9 protein-coding genes are annotated in these 21,052 nt (G+C 68.0%); 4 read left to right on the top strand and 5 right to left on the bottom strand.

All coding sequences use genetic code 11. The annotated features are described in order from the left end of the window. Positions 1 to 79: 79 nt before the first annotated feature. Positions 80 to 1,660, top strand: a complete 1,581-nt coding sequence (locus GM676_RS20565) for a methyl-accepting chemotaxis protein (protein ID WP_155465759.1) — start codon at positions 80 to 82, stop codon at positions 1,658 to 1,660. A gap of 18 nt (positions 1,661 to 1,678) precedes the next feature. Beyond that, on the top strand, positions 1,679 to 2,104 hold the full coding sequence (locus GM676_RS20570) for a hypothetical protein (protein WP_155465760.1): 426 nt from the start codon (positions 1,679 to 1,681) through the stop codon (positions 2,102 to 2,104). 95 nt (positions 2,105 to 2,199) lie between these two features. On the opposite strand, the gene GM676_RS20575 is transcribed toward GM676_RS20570, so the two are convergent. Continuing rightward, entirely contained in the window at positions 2,200 to 3,807 is a 1,608-nt protein-coding gene (locus GM676_RS20575) for a methyl-accepting chemotaxis protein (protein ID WP_155465761.1), read from the bottom strand. Between the two features lie 105 nt (positions 3,808 to 3,912). Further along, the gene (locus GM676_RS20580; RefSeq protein ID WP_170304332.1) at positions 3,913 to 4,200 is read right to left on the bottom strand and encodes a DUF4148 domain-containing protein; all 288 of its coding nucleotides are present in this window, start codon (positions 4,198 to 4,200) and stop codon (positions 3,913 to 3,915) included. A 243-nt stretch (positions 4,201 to 4,443) separates the two neighbouring features. Between GM676_RS20580 and GM676_RS20585 the strand changes: the two genes are divergently transcribed. Then, on the top strand, positions 4,444 to 5,940 hold the full coding sequence (locus tag GM676_RS20585) for a M20/M25/M40 family metallo-hydrolase (RefSeq protein ID WP_229262793.1): 1,497 nt from the start codon (positions 4,444 to 4,446) through the stop codon (positions 5,938 to 5,940). Between the two features lie 64 nt (positions 5,941 to 6,004). Here the strand turns inward: GM676_RS20585 and GM676_RS20590 are convergent, their stop codons facing one another. The 3 genes from GM676_RS20590 to nudC are packed head-to-tail and all read right to left on the bottom strand — an operon-like array spanning position 6,005 to position 8,748. Next, positions 6,005 to 7,312, bottom strand: coding sequence for a thioredoxin family protein (locus tag GM676_RS20590; protein ID WP_155465764.1), 1,308 nt, complete (start codon positions 7,310 to 7,312; stop codon positions 6,005 to 6,007). A 6-nt stretch (positions 7,313 to 7,318) separates the two neighbouring features. Beyond that, a complete protein-coding gene (gene folE / locus GM676_RS20595; protein WP_155465765.1) occupies positions 7,319 to 7,879 on the bottom strand; it encodes a GTP cyclohydrolase I FolE in 561 nt (186 codons plus the stop codon). Between the two features lie 50 nt (positions 7,880 to 7,929). Next, entirely contained in the window at positions 7,930 to 8,748 is an 819-nt protein-coding gene (gene nudC, locus GM676_RS20600) for an NAD(+) diphosphatase (RefSeq protein WP_155465766.1), read from the bottom strand. Positions 8,749 to 8,958: 210 nt separating this feature from the next. Between nudC and GM676_RS20605 the strand changes: the two genes are divergently transcribed. Next, positions 8,959 to 20,946, top strand: coding sequence for a beta strand repeat-containing protein (locus GM676_RS20605; protein ID WP_229262794.1), 11,988 nt, complete (start codon positions 8,959 to 8,961; stop codon positions 20,944 to 20,946). Positions 20,947 to 21,052 lie beyond the last annotated feature (106 nt).

Here is a 21,052-nt window from a genome sequence, read left to right on the forward strand (position 1 = left end):
CAATGGCGGTGTCGCACTGGCACGGATGAGCGGATTCGGGAACAATCGAGGTCCGCTCCACGTGTACAGAAAGGCTGCCATGTCCCTCGCTCATCTTAAAATCGGAACCCGTCTTGGCGTTGGCTTCGGCATCGTGCTGGTGTTGCTGGTCGCAACCGTGATACTGGGCCTCAGCGCCATGCGCCACATCGGCAACCGCACCCACGACATCATCGCCGACAAGAACGTCAAGATGCAGGCGGCGAACAAGATGGTGGACAACGTCCGCAACATCACGCTGTCGCTGACCAACATCGTGGTGGTGCCCGGCACGCCGCAAATGAACGCGGAGCTGGACCGCATCGCCGAGGCGCGCAAGCGTTATGCCGATGCCCGCAAGGTCCTGGCCGACATGGCCACCGCCGACAAGGAAAAAGCCATGCTGGCCAAGCTGGACGACTTGCTCAAGAAAGGCGCGGCCGAAAACAACAAGGTCATCGAACTGCGCAAGGATGGCGAGATCCAGGACGCCACCACCCAGCTGACGCAAGTGGCGGCGCCCAGCCTGAACGGCGTGCTGGCGGTGCTGGACGAGATCCTGGCCTACGAAACCGAACAGGCGCGCCAGGCCGGCGCCGACGCCGAGGCCACGCTGGGCAACGCGCAACTGACCATGACCGTGCTGGGCCTGCTGGCGCTGGCGCTGGGCGGCGGCGTGGCCTGGTACATCACGCGCTCGATCACGGTGCCGCTGAACGAGGCGGTGGCGGTGGCCGAGACGGTGGCGGCCGGCGACCTGTCGTCGCACATCGAGGTGCACTCCGGCGATGAAACCGGGCGCCTGCTGAACGCGCTCAAGGCCATGAACGACAGCCTGCTCAAGGTGGTGGGCCGGGTGCTGCAAGGCACGGACACCATTTCCACCGCGTCGAGCGAGATCGCGGCCGGCAATATGGACCTGTCATCGCGCACCGAGCACCAGGCCAGTTCGCTGGAGCAGACCGCCTCGTCGATGGAGGAGCTGACCTCCACCGTCAAGCAGAACGCCGACAACGCGCGCCAGGCCGACACGCTGGCGCGCACCGCCTCCGAGGTGGCCAGCAAGGGCGGCGTCATCGTCTCGCAGGCGGTGCGGACCATGGGCAGCATCAACGAATCGTCGCGCCGGATCGTCGACATCATCGGCGTGATCGACGGCATCGCGTTCCAGACCAATATCCTGGCGCTGAACGCGGCGGTGGAAGCGGCGCGCGCCGGCGAGCAGGGCCGCGGCTTCGCGGTGGTGGCGTCCGAGGTGCGCAACCTGGCCCAGCGCAGCTCGTCCGCCGCGCGCGAGATCAAGGAGCTGATCGACGCTTCGGTGGCCAATGTGGAGGACGGCTCGCGCCTGGTCAACGAGGCCGGCAGGACCATGGGCGACATCGTCGCCAGCATCCAGCGCGTGACCGACATCATGGGCGAGATCACCTCCGCCAGCAGCGAGCAGACCAGCGGCATCGAGCAGATCAACCAGGCCATCACCCAGATGGACGAGGTGACGCAGCAGAACGCGGCGCTGGTGGAACAGGCGGCGGCGGCCTCGCAAAGCATGCAGGATCAGGCGGCGGCGCTGGCCGAGGTGGTGGGGTTCTTCAAGACGGGCGAGGCGCGCGGGACGGCTATAATGTTACCAAATCGATAGCCCATCCTGGAAAGCCCAATGCGCAACACCCTGATCCTTCTGACGCCCTTGCTGCTGGCCGCGTGCGTGGACGATTCCGCGTCCTACTACGCCGACGGCCCGGTCGGCAACCACGCGCTGACCATCCACCGGGCGCAGAAGCATTTCTGGAGTAGCGAGAGCCGGGTCGAGTTGATCATGCAGCGCCTGCCCGACTGCATCCGCCGCGTCGAGCTGACCGAGATGCCGGCCGAGGACGTGGAGATCGAACTGCTGTCCGGCGGCGACAATGTGTGGACCCTGCGCGCCGGCGCCGAGATGTGGCAGGTCGAAACGCAGACCTGCACCCAATATCCCGATGTGAAAGGCGACGGCGGCGAACTGATGGGCGTGTTCCGCCCGGACGGCAACAAGTTCGTCTACGAGGCCGCCGTGGTCGAAACCGTGCCGGCCGACACCAAATAACACTCCGGGGTCAGGTCCTCCATTTCAACACGACCTCTGCCGTAAGCGCAGCTACGGCAGAGGTCGTGTTGAAATGGAGGACCTGACCCCGGATTTCAGCGCGCCAGCGCCACCTGGCGGCCGCTGGCGCGGGCGCGCGGCGCGGCTGGCGGTTCACTGCCCAGCTTGAAGCGCGCCACCAGCGCCGCCAGCGTGGCCGCCTGTTCCTGCATGCTGCCGGCCGCGGCGGCGGCCTGCTCCACCAGCGCGGCGTTTTGCTGCGTCACCGAATCCATCTCCGTGATCGCCATGTTGACGTGGCCGATGCCCGTGCTCTGCTCGCTCGACGCGTCCGTGATCGACAGCATGATCTGGGTCACGCGCGAGACGCTGGCCACCACTTGGTCCATGGTGGTGCCGGCCTCCGCCACCAGCACGCTGCCGGCGCCGATGCTGTCCACCGAGGCGTTGATCAGTTCCTTGATTTCCTTGGCCGCCGCCGCCGAGCGCTGCGCCAGGTTGCGCACCTCGCTCGCCACTACCGCGAAGCCACGGCCCTGCTCGCCCGCGCGCGCCGCTTCCACCGCCGCGTTCAGCGCCAGGATGTTGGTCTGGAAGGCGATGCCGTCGATCACGCTGATGATGTCGACGATCCGCGTGGCGGAGGCGTTGATGGTCTCCATCGTCTGCACCACCTGCGACACCACCTTGCCGCCGCGCTCGGCCACTTCCGAGGCCGACTGCACCAGCTGGTTGGCCTGCACGGCGTTGTCGGCGTTCTGGGTCACGGTCGAGGTCAGCTGCTCCATCGAGGCGGCCGTCTCTTCCAGCGAGCTGGCCTGCGATTCGGTGCGGGCCGACAAGTCCAGGTTGCCGGTGGCGATTTCGGTCGAGGCGGTGGCGATGGTCTCGGCGCTGTGACGGATTTCGCCGATGGTTTCGGCCAGGCGCTGCTGCATGGTCTTCACCGAGCGCAGGATGCTGCCGGTGTCCGAGGCGTGGGTGCGGATATCGACGCTGAGATCGCCGTCGGCGATCTGCCGCGTGATCTCGCTCACGTATTCCGGATCGCCGCCGATGGTGTGGCGCAGGCTCTTGTTGACGTAGCTGACGATCACCCACAGCAGCGCGCACACGGCCGCCAACCAGCCGGCCGACTTCAGCAGCGCGGCACGGAAGGCGTCGTCGATGTCATCGATGTAGACGCCGGTGGTCAGGGCCCAGTTCCACGGTTCGTAGCGCACCACCCGGCTCAGCTTGGGCACCGGCTCGTTCGAGCCCGGCCGCGACCAGTAATAGCTGACGAAGCCGCCGCCCTCGGGCAAGGCGGCGGTGGCGGCGATCGCGCGGTAGACGTAGGTGCCCTTGGGATCTTTCAGGTCCACCAGATCCTTGCCGTTGTTCTCCGGCTTGATCGGGTGCATCACCGACAGGGTGCCGCTGCTGATGGTGAAGTAGCCGTCCTTGGCGTAGCGCAGGGCGCGGATGGCGTCCATGGCCTGCTTTTGCGCGTCTTCCTTGCTCAGCGTGCCGGCCGCGGCCTTGTCGCCAAATTGCTTGACGATGTTGAGCGCCAGGTCGTCGACGTCGCGCAAATCGTTCTTGCGCTCTTCCAGCCGCACGTTGCGGGTCTGGATGGTCTCGAACACAAAAATCGCGGTGATGCACAGCAGGCTGCAAATCAGGGGTACCCACAGCTTCTGCTGAAAGGACAATTTATTCATGATGCTGGTCTCCGTATTGTCTTTTAGAAACCAGCATACAACCAAAGCGGGCCGCATGGGCGCCGCTGTGGTTTATTTGAAACTAGTAGTAGTACTAGTTGCGGCTCAGCGCGTGGCGCTGTCCTTGTTCTGCCTGGCGGCCAGCTGGGCTTTCACCTCGGCGGTTTTGGCGCGCGGCGCGTTGAAGAACGGGTCCGGATAGGCGTCGTTGATGTCCAGCAGGCCGGCCTTGCGGGCGGCGATGACTTCGGCCTTGACTTGTTCGCGGGTCAGGGTGCTGGTGCTTTTGTTGCTGAGGATGGCCTGGTCGTAGGCGGCTTCATAGCTGTCGGCGGCGAAGCTGCCGCCGGCGGCGGCCAACAGGGCGGCGGCGAGGATGGCTTTGGTGTTCATTTTGATGCTCCTTGAAGAGGAATGCGATGGAGTCATCTTAGTATTAAAAATTCAGATTAAAAAGCGCAATTATCCACTTAAACCCATCCATAAATCCGATCTATTCAGTGAACTCAGCAGTGTCCATAGGAAACAAAATGTGTCAGAATGGTGGCTTATTATTAACAATTCTGTGTCCATATGAAATCGCTCCTGTTGACAGCGCTATTGGCGTCTTGCGCGTGCCCGGCGCAGGCCGCGGCATTGCCGCGGATCGACGGCGCGACGCTGCTGGAGCAGATCGGCACGCTGGCCTCGGACGAGTTCGAGGGCCGCGCGCCGGGCACCCAGGGCGAGGCGCTGACCATCGATTACCTGCAACAGCAGTTCAAAAAGCTGGGGCTGGAGCCGGGCAACCCCGACGGCAGCTATTTACAGGCGGTGCCGCTGGTGGGCATCTCCAGCCATCCCACCCTCAGCTATGGCGGCAAGCAGCTGAAATTCGGCGACGATTACGTGGCCTGGACCGCGCGCGCGCAGCCGACGGTGGAGGTCAACGATTCCGAGCTGGTGTTTGTCGGCTACGGCGTGCAGGCGCCCGAATTCAAGTGGGACGATTACAAGGGCGCCGACCTCAAGGGCAAGACCCTGGTGATGCTGATCAACGATCCGCCGCTGCCCGATCCCAAGGCCTTCGCCGGCCCGGCGGTGAGCTGGTACGGGCGCTGGAACTACAAATTTGAAATCGCCGCCAGGCTGGGCGCGGCGGCGGCGCTGATCGTGCACGAGACCAAGGCGGCCGGCTATCCCTACGAGACCGTGCTCAATGGCTGGGGCCGCGAAAACTTCGCCCTGAAGAGCAAGACGCCCGAGCCCTACCTGCCGGCCATCGCCGGCTGGCTGCAACACGAGCGCGCCTGCGAGCTGTTGCAGGCGGCCGGGCTGGATTTCAAGACCCTGAAACAGCGCGCCGCCTCACGCGACTTCAAGCCCATCCCGCTGGGCATCAAACTCAGCCTGAGCACCGTGAACGCCACGCGCGAGCTGGTGTCGCACAACGTGGTGGGACGCATTCCCGGTTCCGATCCGCAGCTGAAGAACGAGGTGGTGGTGTACAGCGCGCACTGGGACCATTTCGGCATCGACGAAACCCTGCCGGGGCCGCGCACGCAGCAAATCTTCCACGGCGCGGTGGACAACGCCAGCGGTGTGGCGGCCTTGCTGCAAATCGCCAGGGCTTACAAGGAATTGCCGGTGGCGCCCAAGCGCACCATTTTGTTCGTGGCCACCACGGCGGAGGAGCGCGGCCTGCTGGGCGCGCAATATTATGTGCGCCATCCGCTGTATCCGATCGCCAGGACGGTCCTCAACATCAACATCAATGGCTTGAACCTGTGGGGCCGCACGCGCGAGGTCGACCTGAGCGGCATGGGCAAGTCCAGCGCGGACGAGATTGTGACGGCGCTGGCGGCCAGGCAGGGACGCGTGGTCAAGGCCGATAACAACGGCAGCTATTATCGCGGCGACCAGCTGGAGTTCGCGCGCGCCGGCGTGCCGACGATTTATTTGCGCAGCAGCGCCGCCAAGACCATGCATTACATCGCCAACCAGTACCACACCGTGAACGATGTGGTGCAAGCCAACTGGAACACCGGCGGCGCGGTGGAGGACCTCAATCTGCTATTCCAGGCCGGTTATCAGGCCGCGCAGGCCAAGGACACGCCGAAGTGGAAGGATGGCGCCGAGTTCCAGCGCCGCTAATCATGCCGGCGCAGGCCGGTATCCAATCTGAGTTGACGCTGGCGCCGGGACATTGGGTACCGGCCTACGCCGGTACGACAGCGCTCAGCGGCTCAGGCAGGCTGGCGCGTTTCGGCGCGAGTTTTTGCAGCTGGCCGAGGTTGCGCTGCTGGTGCGCATCGTCGCCGGCGGCGCCGATGTCGGCCAGCAGGCCCGCCGCCGCTTGCCCGATGGCGGCGGCGTCTTGCGGCGCCAGGTCGATCAGGCTGTTCAGGTAGGTCACGCCCCACTGGATGCGCGTCGCCGGGCCTGTCGAGGCCTGCCATGCCTTGCCATACCATGCCAGCACACCGGCCACATCGTTGCGGCGCTTGGCCGCCGCGGCCAGGCTCAGCATGAAGTAGTACGGCGAATGCGAACGCGGCAACTCGGCCAGCAGCACCTGCTCGGCCTGCGCCGGCAAGCCAGCATCGTTCAGGGCGCTCACCGCCGTGTTGACCAGCGTGTGGCGTTCATACGGATCGCTGGATGCGGCCAGCGCCTCGTCCACCCGCGCCCGCACCTGTTCCTGCAAGCCCTGCGACGGCGCCAGCAGGCGCGCCATGCGCATTTGCAGGCGCAGGGCCATCAGGCGGTCCGGCGCGCCGAGCCAGAAATCCTCGGCCCACTGCGCCGCCACACCGCCCAGCGCGGCGGCCAGTTCCTCGCGGCGGCTGGCGAGCTTCACCAGTTGCAGGCCGCTGTTGTTGAAGATGTCGAGGTTGGCGCGCGCTGCGCGGGCGTCGGCCAGCACGGCCAGCACGGCGGCGGCATCGCCGGCGCCGCAGGCCAGTTGCGCCAACAGGCCCAGCCGCGCAGCGGCGTCGGCCGGCGCGGCGGCCGCCAGCGCGGACAAGGTCGGCGCCAGCGCGCGCGTGCCCAGCAACTGGCCTTCGTCGGTGTCCCATGAATAGTGGCTCAGCAGCGACCATTCCGCGTCGCTCAGCACGCGCGCGCCGGACAGGGCCGCGTCCAGGGCGGCCGCAGCCGATGAGCCCGCCTGGTGCGCGGCCAGCGCGGTATCGAAGGCGGCAACGAACAGCTCGCCATCGAGCTCGCACGGCAGGCGCGTGATTTCGCCGCCGTCCGGCGCGAACAGCACCAGCGTCGGATAGCTGCGCAGCCGGTACTGTGCCGCCAACGCCTGCGCGCCGGCGCTGTCGCCGTCAAGGTGATAGCACAGCACCGAGGCCGAGCGCGCCACGAACTCGTCGCGCGCGAAGATGTCCGACTTCACGCGATTGCACGGCGGGCACCACGCCGCGCCCCAGTACAGGAACAGCGGACGCTGCCGCGCCCGCGCCAGTGCCTGCGCCTCGGCCAGCGTGCCGTTCAGCCATGCGATCGCCGCCATGGTGGATCAGTCCCGGGCCAGCGCCAGGAACTCGGTGCGCATCGCCAGGTTGGGCTGCAACTCGCCCAGCATGGCCGAGGTCACGGTCTCTTCGCCCGGCGTGCGGATGCCGCGGCTTTCCATGCACAGGTGGCGGCATTTCACCACCACGCCCACCGCTTTCGGCTCCAGCACTTCCATCAGCGCGTTGGCGATCTGCATGGTCATGCGTTCCTGCACTTGCAGGCGCTTGGCGAAGCAGTCCACCAGACGGGTCAGCTTGGACAGGCCGACGATCTTGCCGTTCGGGATGTAGCCGATGGTGGCCTTGCCGAAGAACGGCGCCAGATGGTGTTCGCAATGGCTGTACACCGGAATATTGCGCACGATGATGAATTCGTTGTACTGCTCGGCGCCGTCTTCAAACGCCTTGAGCAGCGCGGCAGGGTCCTGGTCGTAGCCCGAGGTCCAGTGCTTCCACGCCTTGGCCACGCGGGCCGGCGTTTCCAGCAGGCCGGGACGGTCCGGGTCTTCGCCGATGCTGGCGATCAGTCGGCGCCAGTCGTTTTCCGTAAATTCTTGAGACATGATGAAACACCTTTTTTAAATTTGCCCGACAGTATATCGGACTGGCGGTCCTACCGCTTGGGCCGGTGGGCGTCGACCAGGCGCGCGGCGATCGAGACCTTGACCGGCAGATCGGGCCAGTCATCGTCGGCGCCGAACCAGCGGGCATCGGCGATCTCGGCCGGATCGACGCGGATCTCGCCGTCCAGGTAGTCGGCGGTGTAGGCGATCATCAGCGAATGCGGGAACGGCCACGACTGGCTGCCGAAGTACTGCAAGTTGTGCACGCGCAGGCCGACCTCCTCGAACACCTCGCGGTGAATGGCTTCCTCCACCGACTCGCCCGCCTCCAGGAAACCGGCCAGCGCCGTGTAGCGCTTGTAGGGCGAATTGGTGTGCATGGCCAGCAGCACTTGCTCGCCCTTGCGCACCAACACCATCATGGCCGGCGAGATGCGCGGATAGGCGCTGTGGCCGCAGGCCAGGCACTTGTAGCAGCGCTCGCCTTCCAGCAGTTGCAGCGGCGTCGCGCACGCGCCGCAAAAGCGATGGGTGCGCGCCCATTCGCACAGCTGATAGGCGCGGCCGGCCAGGCCGAGGAAGCCGTCGTCCAGCACGCCGAACAGGGCGCGCAGGCCGTGGTAGCCGAAATCCGGCCCCGGCGTCAACGGCGTATCGACCCAGGCGGCCTGGTAGTAACGTCCCTCCCACAAGCCCAGCGGATGGATGCGTTCCGGCGCGAGAGGCAGTCCGGCCAGCGCGCTGGTATCCGGCAAGCCCAACACGGTGTTGCGCAACAGCAACTCCCCGCGATGGAACACGAATGTGAGCGGATCGTCATGTTTTTGCGGACGGATGGTCGGGGTAAACGTGGCGGGAGTTTGCAGCATGGCCGGAAAAATAAAGGATAAATGCGAAACCGCATCTTACAGTGTTTCCTGATTACTTATTTTCCGCTCAAAAATAGTCACCAAAACTCACTTCCGGATCAACGCTAAGTCATTGTTTTCAGGCCAAGATTTGAGGGATTTTTAGGCCTTTCCTCTCTGGATAAGCCCGTTTGGCGGTACTATATATTTCCGTCAGGAGATTATTACACTATGTCACTCATCATATCCGGTTTAAACACCGACCAAATCGCCAGCTTGCAAACCAATCAGGTCGCTCTTTTGACGACCGCCGATATCGGCCAGCTGTCGACTTTGCAGATGACGGCATTCAATACCGACCAGCTGGCCGCGCTGACCAGCAGTCAACTGCGCGCGCTGTCGGTGCAGAACCTGCAAGCGCTCAACACCGACCAGCTCGGCCACGGCTTCACCACGCGCCAGATCCAGGCCCTGACCACCGCCCAGTTCACCAGCCTGACCACGCTCCAGCTCACCGCCGGCCTGATCAGCGACCAGTTTGCCGCCCTGACCACCGCACAACTGAACGCCCTGAACGCCAGCCAGTTCGCCCTGATCGCCAGCGACGACATCGCCGCCCTGCGCAGCGCGCAGGTGGCCGCCATCGGCACCACCCTGCTGCGCACCCTGACCAGCAACCAGATCGTGGCCCTGACGTCCGATCAACTGGTGGCGCTGCAAACCGGCCAGGTGGCGTCGCTGACCACGGCGCAAGTGGCGGCGATTGAAACCGCCGACTTCGGCGCGCTCAGCACGCGCCAGCTGAACGCCCTCGGCGCCAGCCAGCTCAACGCCCTGAGCGCCGGCCAGCTGGCCGCGCTGGGCACCCGCCAGACCGCCAGCCTGGGCACCGCCCAGATCAGCCTGCTCAGCACGGCGCAGCTGGCCGCCATCGGCACCACCGGCCTGTCGACCCTGCAAACGCGCCAGATCGCCGCGCTCAGCACGGCGCAATTCGCCGCCCTCGACAGCGACCAGATCGTGGCGCTGGGCACGGCGCAAGCGCTGGCCCTGAACACCCTGCAACTGGGCCAGATGTCGGCCGCCCAGCTGGCCGCGATGGAAACCCGGGACCTGGCCGTGCTCAAGAGCCAGCAACTGCGCGTGCTGGCCACCAGCGCCATCGCCGCCCTGACCACCGACCAGGTCGCGTCCATGACGACCGCCCAGATCGCCAGCCTGACCAGCGCGCAAGTGCGCAGCCTGGACAGCGACCAGATCATCGCCCTGACCACCGCCCAGGCCGCCGCGCTGAGCACGGCGCAAATGCAAGCCCTGAGCAACAGCCAGCTGGCCGCCCTCGAGACGGCCGACATCGCCGCCCTGAAGAGCACGCAGTTGAACGCGCTCGGCAGCGCCCAGCTGAACGCCCTCGGCAGCGACCAGATCGCCAGCCTGAGCACGCAGCAGGCGGCCAACCTGGCCACCGCCCAGATCGCCGTGCTGAGCACCGCGCAAGTGGCGGCGCTGGCAACCCAGGACCTGGCCGCGCTGCGCACCCAGCAGATCGCCGCCCTCACCACGGCTGGCGTGGCCGCGCTGAGCACCGACCAGGTGGCGGCGCTGAAAACCGCCCAGGCCGCCGCGCTCAGTTCGCAACAACTGGCGGCGCTGGACAGCAATCAGGTGGGCGCGCTGGAAAGCGCCGACTTGGCCGCCATCCGCACCAGCCAGATCAATGGCCTCGGCAGCGCCGGCGTCGCCGTGCTGAGCACCGACCAGGTGGCGGCGCTGGCCACCGCGCAACTCGCCGCGCTGGGCAGCAACCAGCTGTCGGCCCTGAACAGCGACCAGATCGCGGCCCTGCGCACGGCGCAGGCGAGCGCCCTGACCACCCAGCAAATCGCCAGCCTGGGCAGCGCGCAAATCGCCGCGCTGGAAACGCGCGACCTGCGCGCGCTCAGGACCGTGCAGATCAGTTCGCTGACCACGGCGCAGATCGCCGCGCTCAACACCGACCAGATCGCCAACCTCGGCACGCAGCAGATCGCCGCCCTGACCACGCGCCAGTTCGCCACCCTCAGCACCGACCAGATCGTCGCGCTGACCACCCAGCAAGTGGTGGCGCTGACCACCCAGCAGCTGAGCCAGATGAGCGCCACCCAGCTGGCCGCCATGGAGCCGCAGGACTTCGGCGCCTTCAGGAGCCAGCAGCTGGCGGCGCTGGGCACCGCCGCCACCGCCGTGCTGAGCACCAGCCAGCTGGACGCGCTGGGCACGGCGCCGATCGGCGCCATGTCGACCGTGCAGGTGCGCGGCCTGAGCACCGACCAGATCATCGCCCTCAGCAGCGCGCAACTGGCGGCGCTGACCACGGCGCAAGTGGCGGCCCTGAGCAACAGCCAACTGGCCGCCATCGAAACCGCCGACCTGGCCGCCATGCGCACCGCCCAGCTGGCCGTGCTGGGCACGGCGCAGTTGAACGCCCTCGACACCAACCAGATCATCGCCCTGACCACGGCGCAAAGCGCCAGCCTGGGCACGCAGCAGATCGCCGGCCTGAGCACCACGCAGCTGGCCGCCATGGAGACCGCCGACCTGGCCGCGCTGCGCACCCAGCAGGTGGCGGCCCTGGCCAGCGCCGGCATCGCCGCGCTGGGAACGGCCCAGATCGCCGCGCTGGGTTCGGCGCAAATCCGCGCCCTGCAAACCGCACAGGAAGCGGCGCTGGGCAGCGACCAGATCGCCGTCCTTGGCAGCGCGCAAGCCGCCGGCCTGGGCACGCAGCAGATCGCCGCGCTGTCGTCCATGCAAGTGCAGGCGCTGCGCACCGACACCTTCGCCAACCTGAGCACGCAGCAAATCGCCGCGCTGGCCACGGCCGCCGTGGCCGCCCTGACCACCGACCAGATCGTGGCGCTGGGCACGGCGCAAGCCGGCGCGCTGCTGTCGCAACAGCTGGCGGCGCTGAGCACCGACCAGCTGGCCGCGCTGGAAAACAGCGACCTGGCCGCGCTGCGCACCAATCAGTTGAACGGCCTGGGCACCGCCACCATGGCCGCCCTCGGCACCGCGCAGGTGGCCGCGCTGGGCACAGCGCAGGTGGCCGCCCTCAGCACCCGGCAACTGGGCGCGCTGAGCAGCGACCAGATCGCCGGCCTGACCACGGCCCAAGCGGCCGCGCTGAGCACCCAACAGATCGCCAGCCTGAGCACCAATCAGATCGGCGCCATGGAAACCGCCGATCTGGCGGCGCTGCGCACCGCGCAGATCGCCGCCCTCGGCACCAATCAGCTGATGGCGCTGGGCACCGCCCAGATCGTCGGCCTGAGCTCGCAACAAGTGGCGGCCCTGACCACCCGCCAGGTGGCCGTGCTGACCACCGACCAGATCTTGGCGATGCAGGCCGCGGCGCTGGCCGCGCTGCAATCGCAGCAAGTGGTGGCGCTCAGCACCAACGCCAGCGCCGCCCTCAGCACCGCGCAGGTGGCGGCGCTCAGCACCGCCGTGCTGAGCGCGTTCAGCACCAGCCAGATCGCCCTGCTGAGCACCGACCAGATCGTCGCCCTGACTACCCAGCAAAGCGCCGCGCTGACCACGCGCCAGGTCGGCGCCCTGACCACCGATCAGCTGAGCGCGCTGGAAACGCAGGACCTGGCCGCCTTCAGCACGGCCCAGATCGTCGCCCTGAACAGCAACCAGATCGGCGCCCTCGGCACCGCCCACATCGCCGCCCTGCGCTCGCAGCAGGTGGGCGCGCTGAGCACCGTGCAAGTCGCCAGCCTGAACACCGACCAGCTGCGCGCGTTGGAAAGCGCCGACCTGGCCGCGCTGCGCACGCAGCAAATGCTGGCCCTGGGCAGCAACGCCGTGGCCGCGCTGACCACGGCGCAAGTCGCGGCCCTGAGCACCAACCTGCTGGCGGTGCTGACCACCACGCAAGTCGGCGCCCTGACCACCGACCAGATCGTCGCGCTCGGCACGGCCCAGGCCGGCGCGCTGGCCACGCGCCAGGTCGCCGCCCTGTCCACCGATCAACTGGCCGCGCTGGAAACACAGGACTTGGCCGCGCTGCGCACCGCGCAGATCGCCGCCCTGGGCAGCGACCACATCGCCACCCTCAGCACCGACCAGATCGGCGCGCTGCGCTCGCAACAGGTGGCGGCCCTGAATTCGCAGCAGCTGGCCGCGCTGAGCGGGGCGCAGCTGGTCGCCATGTCCAGCGCCGACCTGGCCGCCCTGCAAACCAAAAACGTCGGCGCGCTCGGCACCGCCGCGGTGGCCGCCCTGACCACCGCCCAAGTGGCGGCGCTGACCACCGGCGTGCTGGCGGCCCTCGGCACCGGCCAGGCCGCCGCCCTCACCACCGACCAGATCGTCGCCCTGTCGACCGCCCACATCGGCGCGCTGACCACGGCCGACCTGGCGGCGCTGTCGACCGACCAGGTGAACGCGCTGGAGACGCGCGACTTCGCCGCCTTGAAAACCGCCCAGCTGGTGGCCCTGACCTCCGACCAGATCGGCGCCCTGAGCACCGCCCTGATCGTGGCCCTCACCACCGCCCAGGCCGCCGCGCTGACGCCGGCGCAGCTGAACGCGCTGTCCACCGACCAGCTGGCCGCGATGGAGGCCCAGGACTTCGCCGCGCTCAAGACCAGCCAGTTGCTGGGCCTGGGCACCAAGGGCATCGCCACCCTGTCGACCGCGCAGATCGCCGGATTGACCACCACCCAGGTCGCCCAGCTGACCTCGGACCAGATCCAGATCCTCAGCAGCGCCCAGCTGGGCGCGCTGACCACCGCGCAAGCGGTGTCGCTGACCACCGCGCAAATCGGCTACCTGCTGACCGAGCAGGTGGCGGTGCTGACCACGGCCGATTGGGCCGCGCTGAAAACCGCCCAGCTCAACGCCCTGAACAGCAACCAGATCGGCGCCGTCACCACCAGCCAGATCGTGGCGCTGAGCTCGCAACAGGCGGCGGCGCTGTCGACGCGCCAGCTGGCCGCCTTCTCGACCAGCCAGCTGAACGCCATGGAAGCGGCCGACCTCGGCGCGCTGGGCTCGCACCAGATCGCCAGCCTGAGCACCGCCGCCATCGCCGCGCTCGACCTGTCGCTGCTGGCCGTGCTGAAGACCCAGCAGACCGCCGCCCTCGGCAGCGACCAGTTGCAGGCGCTGGGCACGGCGCAAATCGCCGCCCTCAGCACGCTGCAAGCCTCGACCCTGACCACCGCCCAGGTTGCCGTGCTGACCAGCGCGCAAGTGCAGGCGCTGGAAACCGACGACCTGAGCGCGTTCAAGACCGCGCAGATCGCCGCCCTGGGCAGCGAGCAGGTGGCCCAGCTGACCACCAGCCAGATCGTCGCGCTGCGGTCGCAGCAGGTGGCCGCCCTGAGCAGCCGCCAGTTGAACGCGCTGACCAGCGACCAGGTCGTGGCCATCGAAACGCGCGACCTGGGCGCGCTGGGCAGCGCGCAAATGAGCGGCCTCGGCACCGAACTGCTGACCACGCTGACCACCGCCCAGCTGCAAGCGCTGAGCACGGCGCAGATCGCCGCTCTCGGCACCAGCCAGCTGCGGGCGCTGGGCACCGCGCAGATCGCCGCGCTGAGCACGCTGCAAGCCGCCGGCCTCGGCACCGCGCACCTGCAAGCCCTGAGCAGCGACCAGTTGCAAGCGCTGGCGACGCAAGACCTGGCCGCGCTGCGCACCGCGCAGATCGCCGCGCTCACCACCAGCCAGATCGCCAGCCTCAGCACCGCACAGGCCGCGGCCCTGAGCACGCTGCAAGTCAGCAATCTCGGCAGCGCGCAATTGCAGGCCCTCGGCAGCGACCAGCTGCAAGCGCTCGACGCCGCCGACATCGCGGCGCTGAAGACCGCGCAAATGGCCGCCCTCGGCACCGACCAGCTGAACGCCCTGCGCAGCGAGCAGTTCATCGCGCTCGGCTCGCTCCAGCTCAACGCCCTGACCACCGCCCAGTTCCAGTCGCTGGACAGCGCCCACATCGCCGCCCTCGGCACGCTGCAAGCCAGCGGCCTGTCGAGCACGCAGGTGCAGGCGCTCAGCGCCAGCCAGTTGGCGGCGCTGGAAACCGAAGACCTGGCGGCGATGAAGACCGCGCAAATCAGCAGCTTGCGCACCAGCCAGATCGTCCTGCTCAACAGCAGCCAGATCGCCAGCCTGACCACGCAGCAAGCCAGCGCCCTGACCAGCCAGCAAGTGGGCGCGCTGGGCACGGCGCAAGTGCAGGCGCTGGAAACCCAGGACCTGGCCGCGCTGCGCAGCGCGCAGCTGCAACTGCTGAACAGCGACCAGCTGCAAGCCATCACCACCAGCCAGTTGCAGGCGATGGGCACGGCCCAGATCGCGACCCTGGCCACGGCGCAAGTGCAGTCGCTGCTGAGCGCGCAGATCGCCGCGCTGACCACGCAACAGATCAGCACCCTGGCCACCAACCAGATCGCCAATCTGCTGAACGGCCAGCTGGGCGCGTTCAGCACCGACGACATGGCGGCGCTGAAAACCGCGCAGGTGCAGTCGCTGCGCACCGCGCAAGTGGCGCTGCTCAGCACCGACCAGGTGTTCGCCCTGACCAGCAACCAGGTCGCCGCCCTGAGCACCGCCCAGCTGTCGGCCCTCAGTTCCGATCAGGTGGCCGCCTTCGGCACCGAGGATTTCGCCGCCCTGAGCGTGACCCAGCTTACCGTGCTGGGCTCGCTGACCAACCTCAGCACCGACCAGATCCAGGCCCTCACCACGGCCCAGATCGCCGGCATGAGCACGGCCCAGATCGCCGCCCTGACCACCAGCCAGGTGGTCGCCCTGACCACGCGCCAGATCGGCGCCGTCAGCAACGCCGGCGTCGGCGCGCTGACCAGCGACCAGCTGCGTGCGCTGGAACTGGAAGACCTGGCCGCGATGAAGACCGCGCAGATCGCCGCGCTGGACGCGTCGCAGGTGGCGCAGCTGAGCACCGACCAGATCGCCGCCCTGACCAGCCAGCAAGTCGGCAGCCTGCTGACCGCGCAGGTGACGGCGCTCGGTACGGCGCAGGTGCAAGCGCTGTCGGCCGACGACATGGTGGCGCTGAAAACCGCGCAGGTGGCCGTGCTCAACAGCGATCAGCTGGCGGCGCTGTCCGCCAGCCAGCTGCAGGTCCTGTCCGGCACCCAGCTGAACGCGCTGGGCAGCCTGCAAGTGCAGGCGCTGAGCACCGACCAGATCGTCGCCCTGACCACCCAGCAATACGCGCTGCTGGGCACGGCGCAGGTGGCGGCCCTGAGCACCGGGCAACTGAGCGCGATCGAACAGGAAGACCTGGCCGCGCTGAAAACCCTGCAACTGTCCCTGCTCGGCACCGACCAGATCCAGGCGCTGGCGCCGGACCGCGTCGGCGTGCTGAGCACGGCGCAGGCGCAGGCGCTGACCAGCGTCCAGCTGCAAGCGCTGACCTCGGCGCAGATCCAGTCGCTCAGCACGGCAGACCTGGCCGCCCTGCGCGGCGCGCAAGTCGCCGCCCTCAACACCAACCAGCTGAACCAGCTGCTCGACTACCAGCTGCAAGCGTTCGGCCTGACCCAGCTGGGCGCGCTCAGCAGCACGCAGCTGCAAGCGCTGAGCAGCGACCAGATCATCGCCCTCGGCACCGCCCAGTACCGCCTGCTGAGCACCAGCCAGCTGACCCTGCTCAGCTCGGACCAGCTGGCGGCGCTGGAACTGGACGACCTGAACGCCCTGACCAGCGCCCAGATCGCCGCCCTGACCACCCAGCAGATCAGCCAGCTCGACCTGGCCCACATCGGCGCGCTGACGACGGCGCAGACGGCCGCGCTGGGCACGGCCCAGCTGGTGGCGCTGTCGACCACCCAGTTCCAGGCGCTCAGCACCGACGACGTGGCCGCGCTCGGCAGCAGCCAGATCGGCACCCTGACCACCGATCAGCTGGTCAACCTGACCCTGGACCAGTTGCAAAACCTGGGCACCGCCCAGATCGACGCGCTGAGCTCGGCGCAAGCGGCCGCGCTGACCACCGACCAGATCGCCGCGCTGACGCTGACCCAGGTGGACAATATCGGCACGCGCCAGTTGAACGCCCTCAGCAGCGACCAGATCGCCGCCATCAGCACCGCCAACTTCAGCACCCTGTCCGGCGTGCAGATCGGCGCGCTGAACGCGGCCCAGTTCGGCGCCATCACCACCGACCAGATGGTGGCCCTGAGCAGCGCCCAGGCGGTCGGCCTGAGCACCGCGCAGATCGCCGCCCTCAGCAGCGACCAGCTGGACGCGCTGGAAACCGCCGACCTGGTGGTGCTGAAGACCGCGCAGATCGCCGCCATCGGCACCGCCAACGTGGCCGCGCTGACCACCGACATGGTCAGCGTGCTGACCACGGCGCAATTCTCGGTCCTCAGCAGCGACCAGGTGGCCGCCCTGCAAACCGACCAGATCGTCGCCCTGAGCACGGCCCAGGTGGTCACGTTGAGCTCGGCGCAAATCAGCGGCCTCGGCGCCGACCAGATCAGCGCGCTCTCGACGGACGACTTCCTGGCCCTGCGCAGCGCCCAGCTGGCCGGCTTCAACAGCGCCCAGTTCGCAGCCCTGACCAGCGACCAGCTCAACGCCCTGTCGACCAGCGCCTTCACCGCCCTCAGCACCGCCGTGCTGGGCGCGTTGACCGCCGCCCAGCTGTCGCAGCTGCGCACCGCGCAAATCAGCGCCATGACCAGCGCCCAGGCGGTGTCGCTCAGCACCGACCAGCTGAGCGCGCTGACCACCGACCAGTTTGGCGTGCTGGGCACCAACGCCCTGCGCGCCCTGCAATCGGACCAGTTCGGCGCCCTGACCACCGACCAGATCGTGGCCCTGAGCACCCAGCAGGTGCGCGCCCTGAACAGCGTGCAGCTGGCCGGCCTGAACACCACCCAAGTGACGGCGCTGGAAACGGCCGACCTGGCGGCCTTCACCACCGCCCAGTTCAACCTGCTCAACACCGACCAGCTCCAGGCCCTGCTGACCGATCAGCTGGCCTCGCTGTCGACCGCGCAGCTCAGCACCCTGACCACCGACCAGATCGCCTCTGGCCTGAACACCGACCAGATCGTGGCGCTGACCACGGCGCAGGCGGCCGCGCTGGCGACCAGACAGGTGGCGGCCCTGACCACCGACCAGATCGTGGCGCTGGAAACGGCCGACCTGTCCTCCTTCGGCACGCGCCAGATGGTGGCGCTGACCAGCGACCAGATCGGCGTGCTCAACAGCGACCAGTTGAACAGCCTGACCACGGCCGAACTGGGCGCCCTGACCACCAGCCAGCTGATCAACGGCCTCACCACCGACCAGCTGACGGCGCTGGCCACCGCGCAGCTGAACCTGCTGAGCACCAACCAGCTGACTTACGGCCTCAGCAGCGACGCCATCGCCAGCCTGACCACCGACCAGGTCGCCTCGCTGCGCACCGCGCAGCTGGCCGGCCTGGCCACGGCGCAGGTGGCGGCGCTGACCACCGACCAGATCGTGGCGCTGGGCACCCAGCAGGCCGCCACCCTGAGCACCCAGCAAGTGACCTCGCTCACCACCGACCAGGTGGTGGCGCTGGAAACGGCCGACCTGTCGTCCTTCACCACGCGCCAGATGGTGGCGCTGAACACCGACCAGGTCACTGCCCTGACCACCGACCAGCTGAACAGCCTGACCACCACCGGGCTGGCCGCGCTGACCACCAGCCAGATCGGCTACGGCTTGACCACCGACCAGCTGGCCGCGCTGGACAGCGGCCACATCAGCGCAATGACCACCCTGCAGCTGGTGTATGGCGTCGGCGCCGGCGCCATCGCGGCCTTGACCACCGACCAGATCGGCGCCCTGCGCACCGCCCAGACCGCCTACCTGAGCACGCTGCAAGTGCAAGCCTTGAGCACCGACCAGATCGTGGCCCTGAGCACGGCGCAGGCGTCCACCCTCAGCACCCAGCAGATCGCCGCCCTCACCGACGACCAGGTGGCGGCGCTGGAAACGGCGGACCTGAACGCCCTCGTCACGCGTCAGATCGCCGCCCTGCAAGCGGCCCAGGTGGCCGCGCTGGGCAGCGACCAGTTGAACGCGCTTGGCACCAGCCAGCTGCAAGCCCTCGGCACCAGCCAGTTGTATAACGGCCTCGGCACCGCGCAGGTGGCGGCGCTGGACACCGCCCACATCGAGGCGTTCAGCACCCAGCAACTGGCCTACGGCTTCAGCGTCGACCAGCTGAACGCCCTGACCAGCGACCAGATCCAGGCGCTGCGCACGGCCCAGATCGCCGGCCTGAGCACGCTGCAAGCCGGCGGCCTCAGCACCGACCAGATCGCCGCCCTTGGCACCGCGCAGATGACCGGCTTCAACACCGCGCAAATGGCGGCGCTGACCGCCGACCAGCTGGCCACCCTGAGCACCGCGCAAGTGGCCGCCATCGACACCCAGGACATCGCGGCCCTGAGCGCCGGCCAGTTCACCGGCCTCAGCACCGATCAAACGGTGGCGCTGACCACGGCCCAGGTGCGCGGCCTGAAAACCGCGCAGATCAACGCCATCGATGGCAGCCAGCTCGGCGTATTCACCAGCGACCAGCTGCAAGCGCTGAGCACGCAGCAGGCGGCCGCGCTCAGCGCCAGCGCCGTGCTGGGCCTGTCGACCACGCAAATCAACGTCCTGACCACGGCCGCGGTGGCCGCGCTGGGCACGCTGCCGCTGTCCAGCATGGACGTCAGCCAGCTGCCAGGCCTGAACACCAGCCAGATCCAGGCCCTGACCAGCGCCCAGCTGGGCGCCATGACGGCCGACCAGCTGTACGCCTTCAGCACCAGCCAGATCGCCGCCCTGCGCACCACCCAGATCGGCTACCTGAACACCACCCAGCTGGCCGGCCTGTCCAACACCCAAGTGCAGGCGCTGACCACCAGCCAGATCGCCTCGATCAAGCTGAGCCAGCTGACCGCGCTCACCATCGACCAGATGGGCGCGCTGGGTTCGGACCAGCTGCAAGCGCTGACCACCGCGCAGGTCCAGACCCTGTCGATCACCCAGCTGACCGCGCTGAGCACGCCGCAAGCGGGCTACCTCAGCACCCGGCAGATGGCGGCGCTGAAAAACGCGCAGATCGGCGCGCTGGACGCGACCCAGATCTACGGCTTCACCACCGACCAGCTGGACGCCCTGAGCACCAGCCAGCTGGGCGCGCTGACCGCCGCCCAGATCGGCTACCTGTCGACCACCCAGATCGCCGGCCTGACCACCAACCAGGTGGCCGGCCTGAAGACCAGCCAGCTGGTGGTGTTCACCGACGCCCAGTTGCAAGCCTTCACCACCGACCAGACGCCAGCACTGGCGGTGACCGGCCTCAGTTCGCTGACGCTGGCCCAGGCCAACGCCTTCAGCACGGCCCAGGTGGCGGTGATGAGCACCAGCCAGACCATGGCCTTCAACGCCTCGTCCAGCAACTACGCCACCCCGCTGATCCTCGACCTGGACGGCAACGGCGTGCAAACGCTGGGCCTCGACGCCGGCGTGCGGTTCGACATCCGTGGCGAAGGGCAGCAAGTCAACACCGGCTGGGTCGACCGCCACGACGGCCTGCTGGCCCTGGACCGCAATGGCGACGGCGTCATCAACGACGGCGGCGAACTGTTCGGCAGCGCCACCGTGCTGGCCGACGGCGGCAAGGCGCCGGACGGCTACGCCGCCCTGCGCGCGCTGGACAGCAACGGCGACGGCGTGATCGACAGCGCCGACCAGGCCTGGGGCGCGCTGCGCGTGTGGGTGGACAGCAACTCGGACGGCGTCAGCCAGGCGGGCGAGCTGAACACGCTGGAACAATTGCACATCGCCGCCATCGGCACTGGCGCCGACGCCACGCTGGTGCGGCAGAACGGCAACCTGATCGGGCTGACCTCGCACTACACCAGCAGCGACGGCAGCACCCACGCCAGCGCCGACGTCTGGTTCCGCGCCCAGCAAGCAACTTTGCAACAGCAAGTGAGTGGCCTGAGCAGCGCAATCGCCAGCTACGCCGCCGGCGGCGGCAGCGCCCCTGCGGCGCAAACGCAACAGCTGGAGCACGTCACTGCGCCGGCCACGACCGCGCTGGCCGAAGCCATCGGTCAGTACCGCGCGGCGCAAGGGCTGCAAGGCCACGCCGACGCCCTCACCGGCAAAGCGCGCAGCGACGAACACAGCACCAGCTGGTTCGCCGTCCCCAACCGCTAAAACCCCCGACCCGGGGTCAGTTCTTGCAATCCAACACGAGCCCAGCCATGTAACGGCTGGGCTCGTGTTGGATTGCAAGAACTGACCCCGGATTGCTAAATGGGGA

It is taken from the genome of Duganella radicis, assembly GCF_009720825.1.
GTDB classification, from domain to species: Bacteria; Pseudomonadota; Gammaproteobacteria; order Burkholderiales; family Burkholderiaceae_D; genus Rugamonas; species Rugamonas radicis.

Excerpts from the sequence above, each read along its gene's own strand:
- GM676_RS20565 (WP_155465759.1), top strand. The coding sequence starts at position 80 with ATGTCCCTCGCTCATCTTAAAATCGGAACCCGTCTTGGCGTTGGCTTC.
- GM676_RS20570 (WP_155465760.1), top strand. The coding sequence starts at position 1,679 with ATGCGCAACACCCTGATCCTTCTGACGCCCTTGCTGCTGGCCGCGTGC.
- GM676_RS20575 (WP_155465761.1), bottom strand. The coding sequence starts at position 3,807 with ATGAATAAATTGTCCTTTCAGCAGAAGCTGTGGGTACCCCTGATTTGC.
- GM676_RS20580 (WP_170304332.1), bottom strand. The coding sequence starts at position 4,200 with ATGAACACCAAAGCCATCCTCGCCGCCGCCCTGTTGGCCGCCGCCGGC.
- GM676_RS20590 (WP_155465764.1), bottom strand. The coding sequence starts at position 7,312 with ATGGCGGCGATCGCATGGCTGAACGGCACGCTGGCCGAGGCGCAGGCA.
- folE (WP_155465765.1), bottom strand. The coding sequence starts at position 7,879 with ATGTCTCAAGAATTTACGGAAAACGACTGGCGCCGACTGATCGCCAGC.
- nudC (WP_155465766.1), bottom strand. The coding sequence starts at position 8,748 with ATGCTGCAAACTCCCGCCACGTTTACCCCGACCATCCGTCCGCAAAAA.
- GM676_RS20605 (WP_229262794.1), top strand. The coding sequence starts at position 8,959 with ATGTCACTCATCATATCCGGTTTAAACACCGACCAAATCGCCAGCTTG.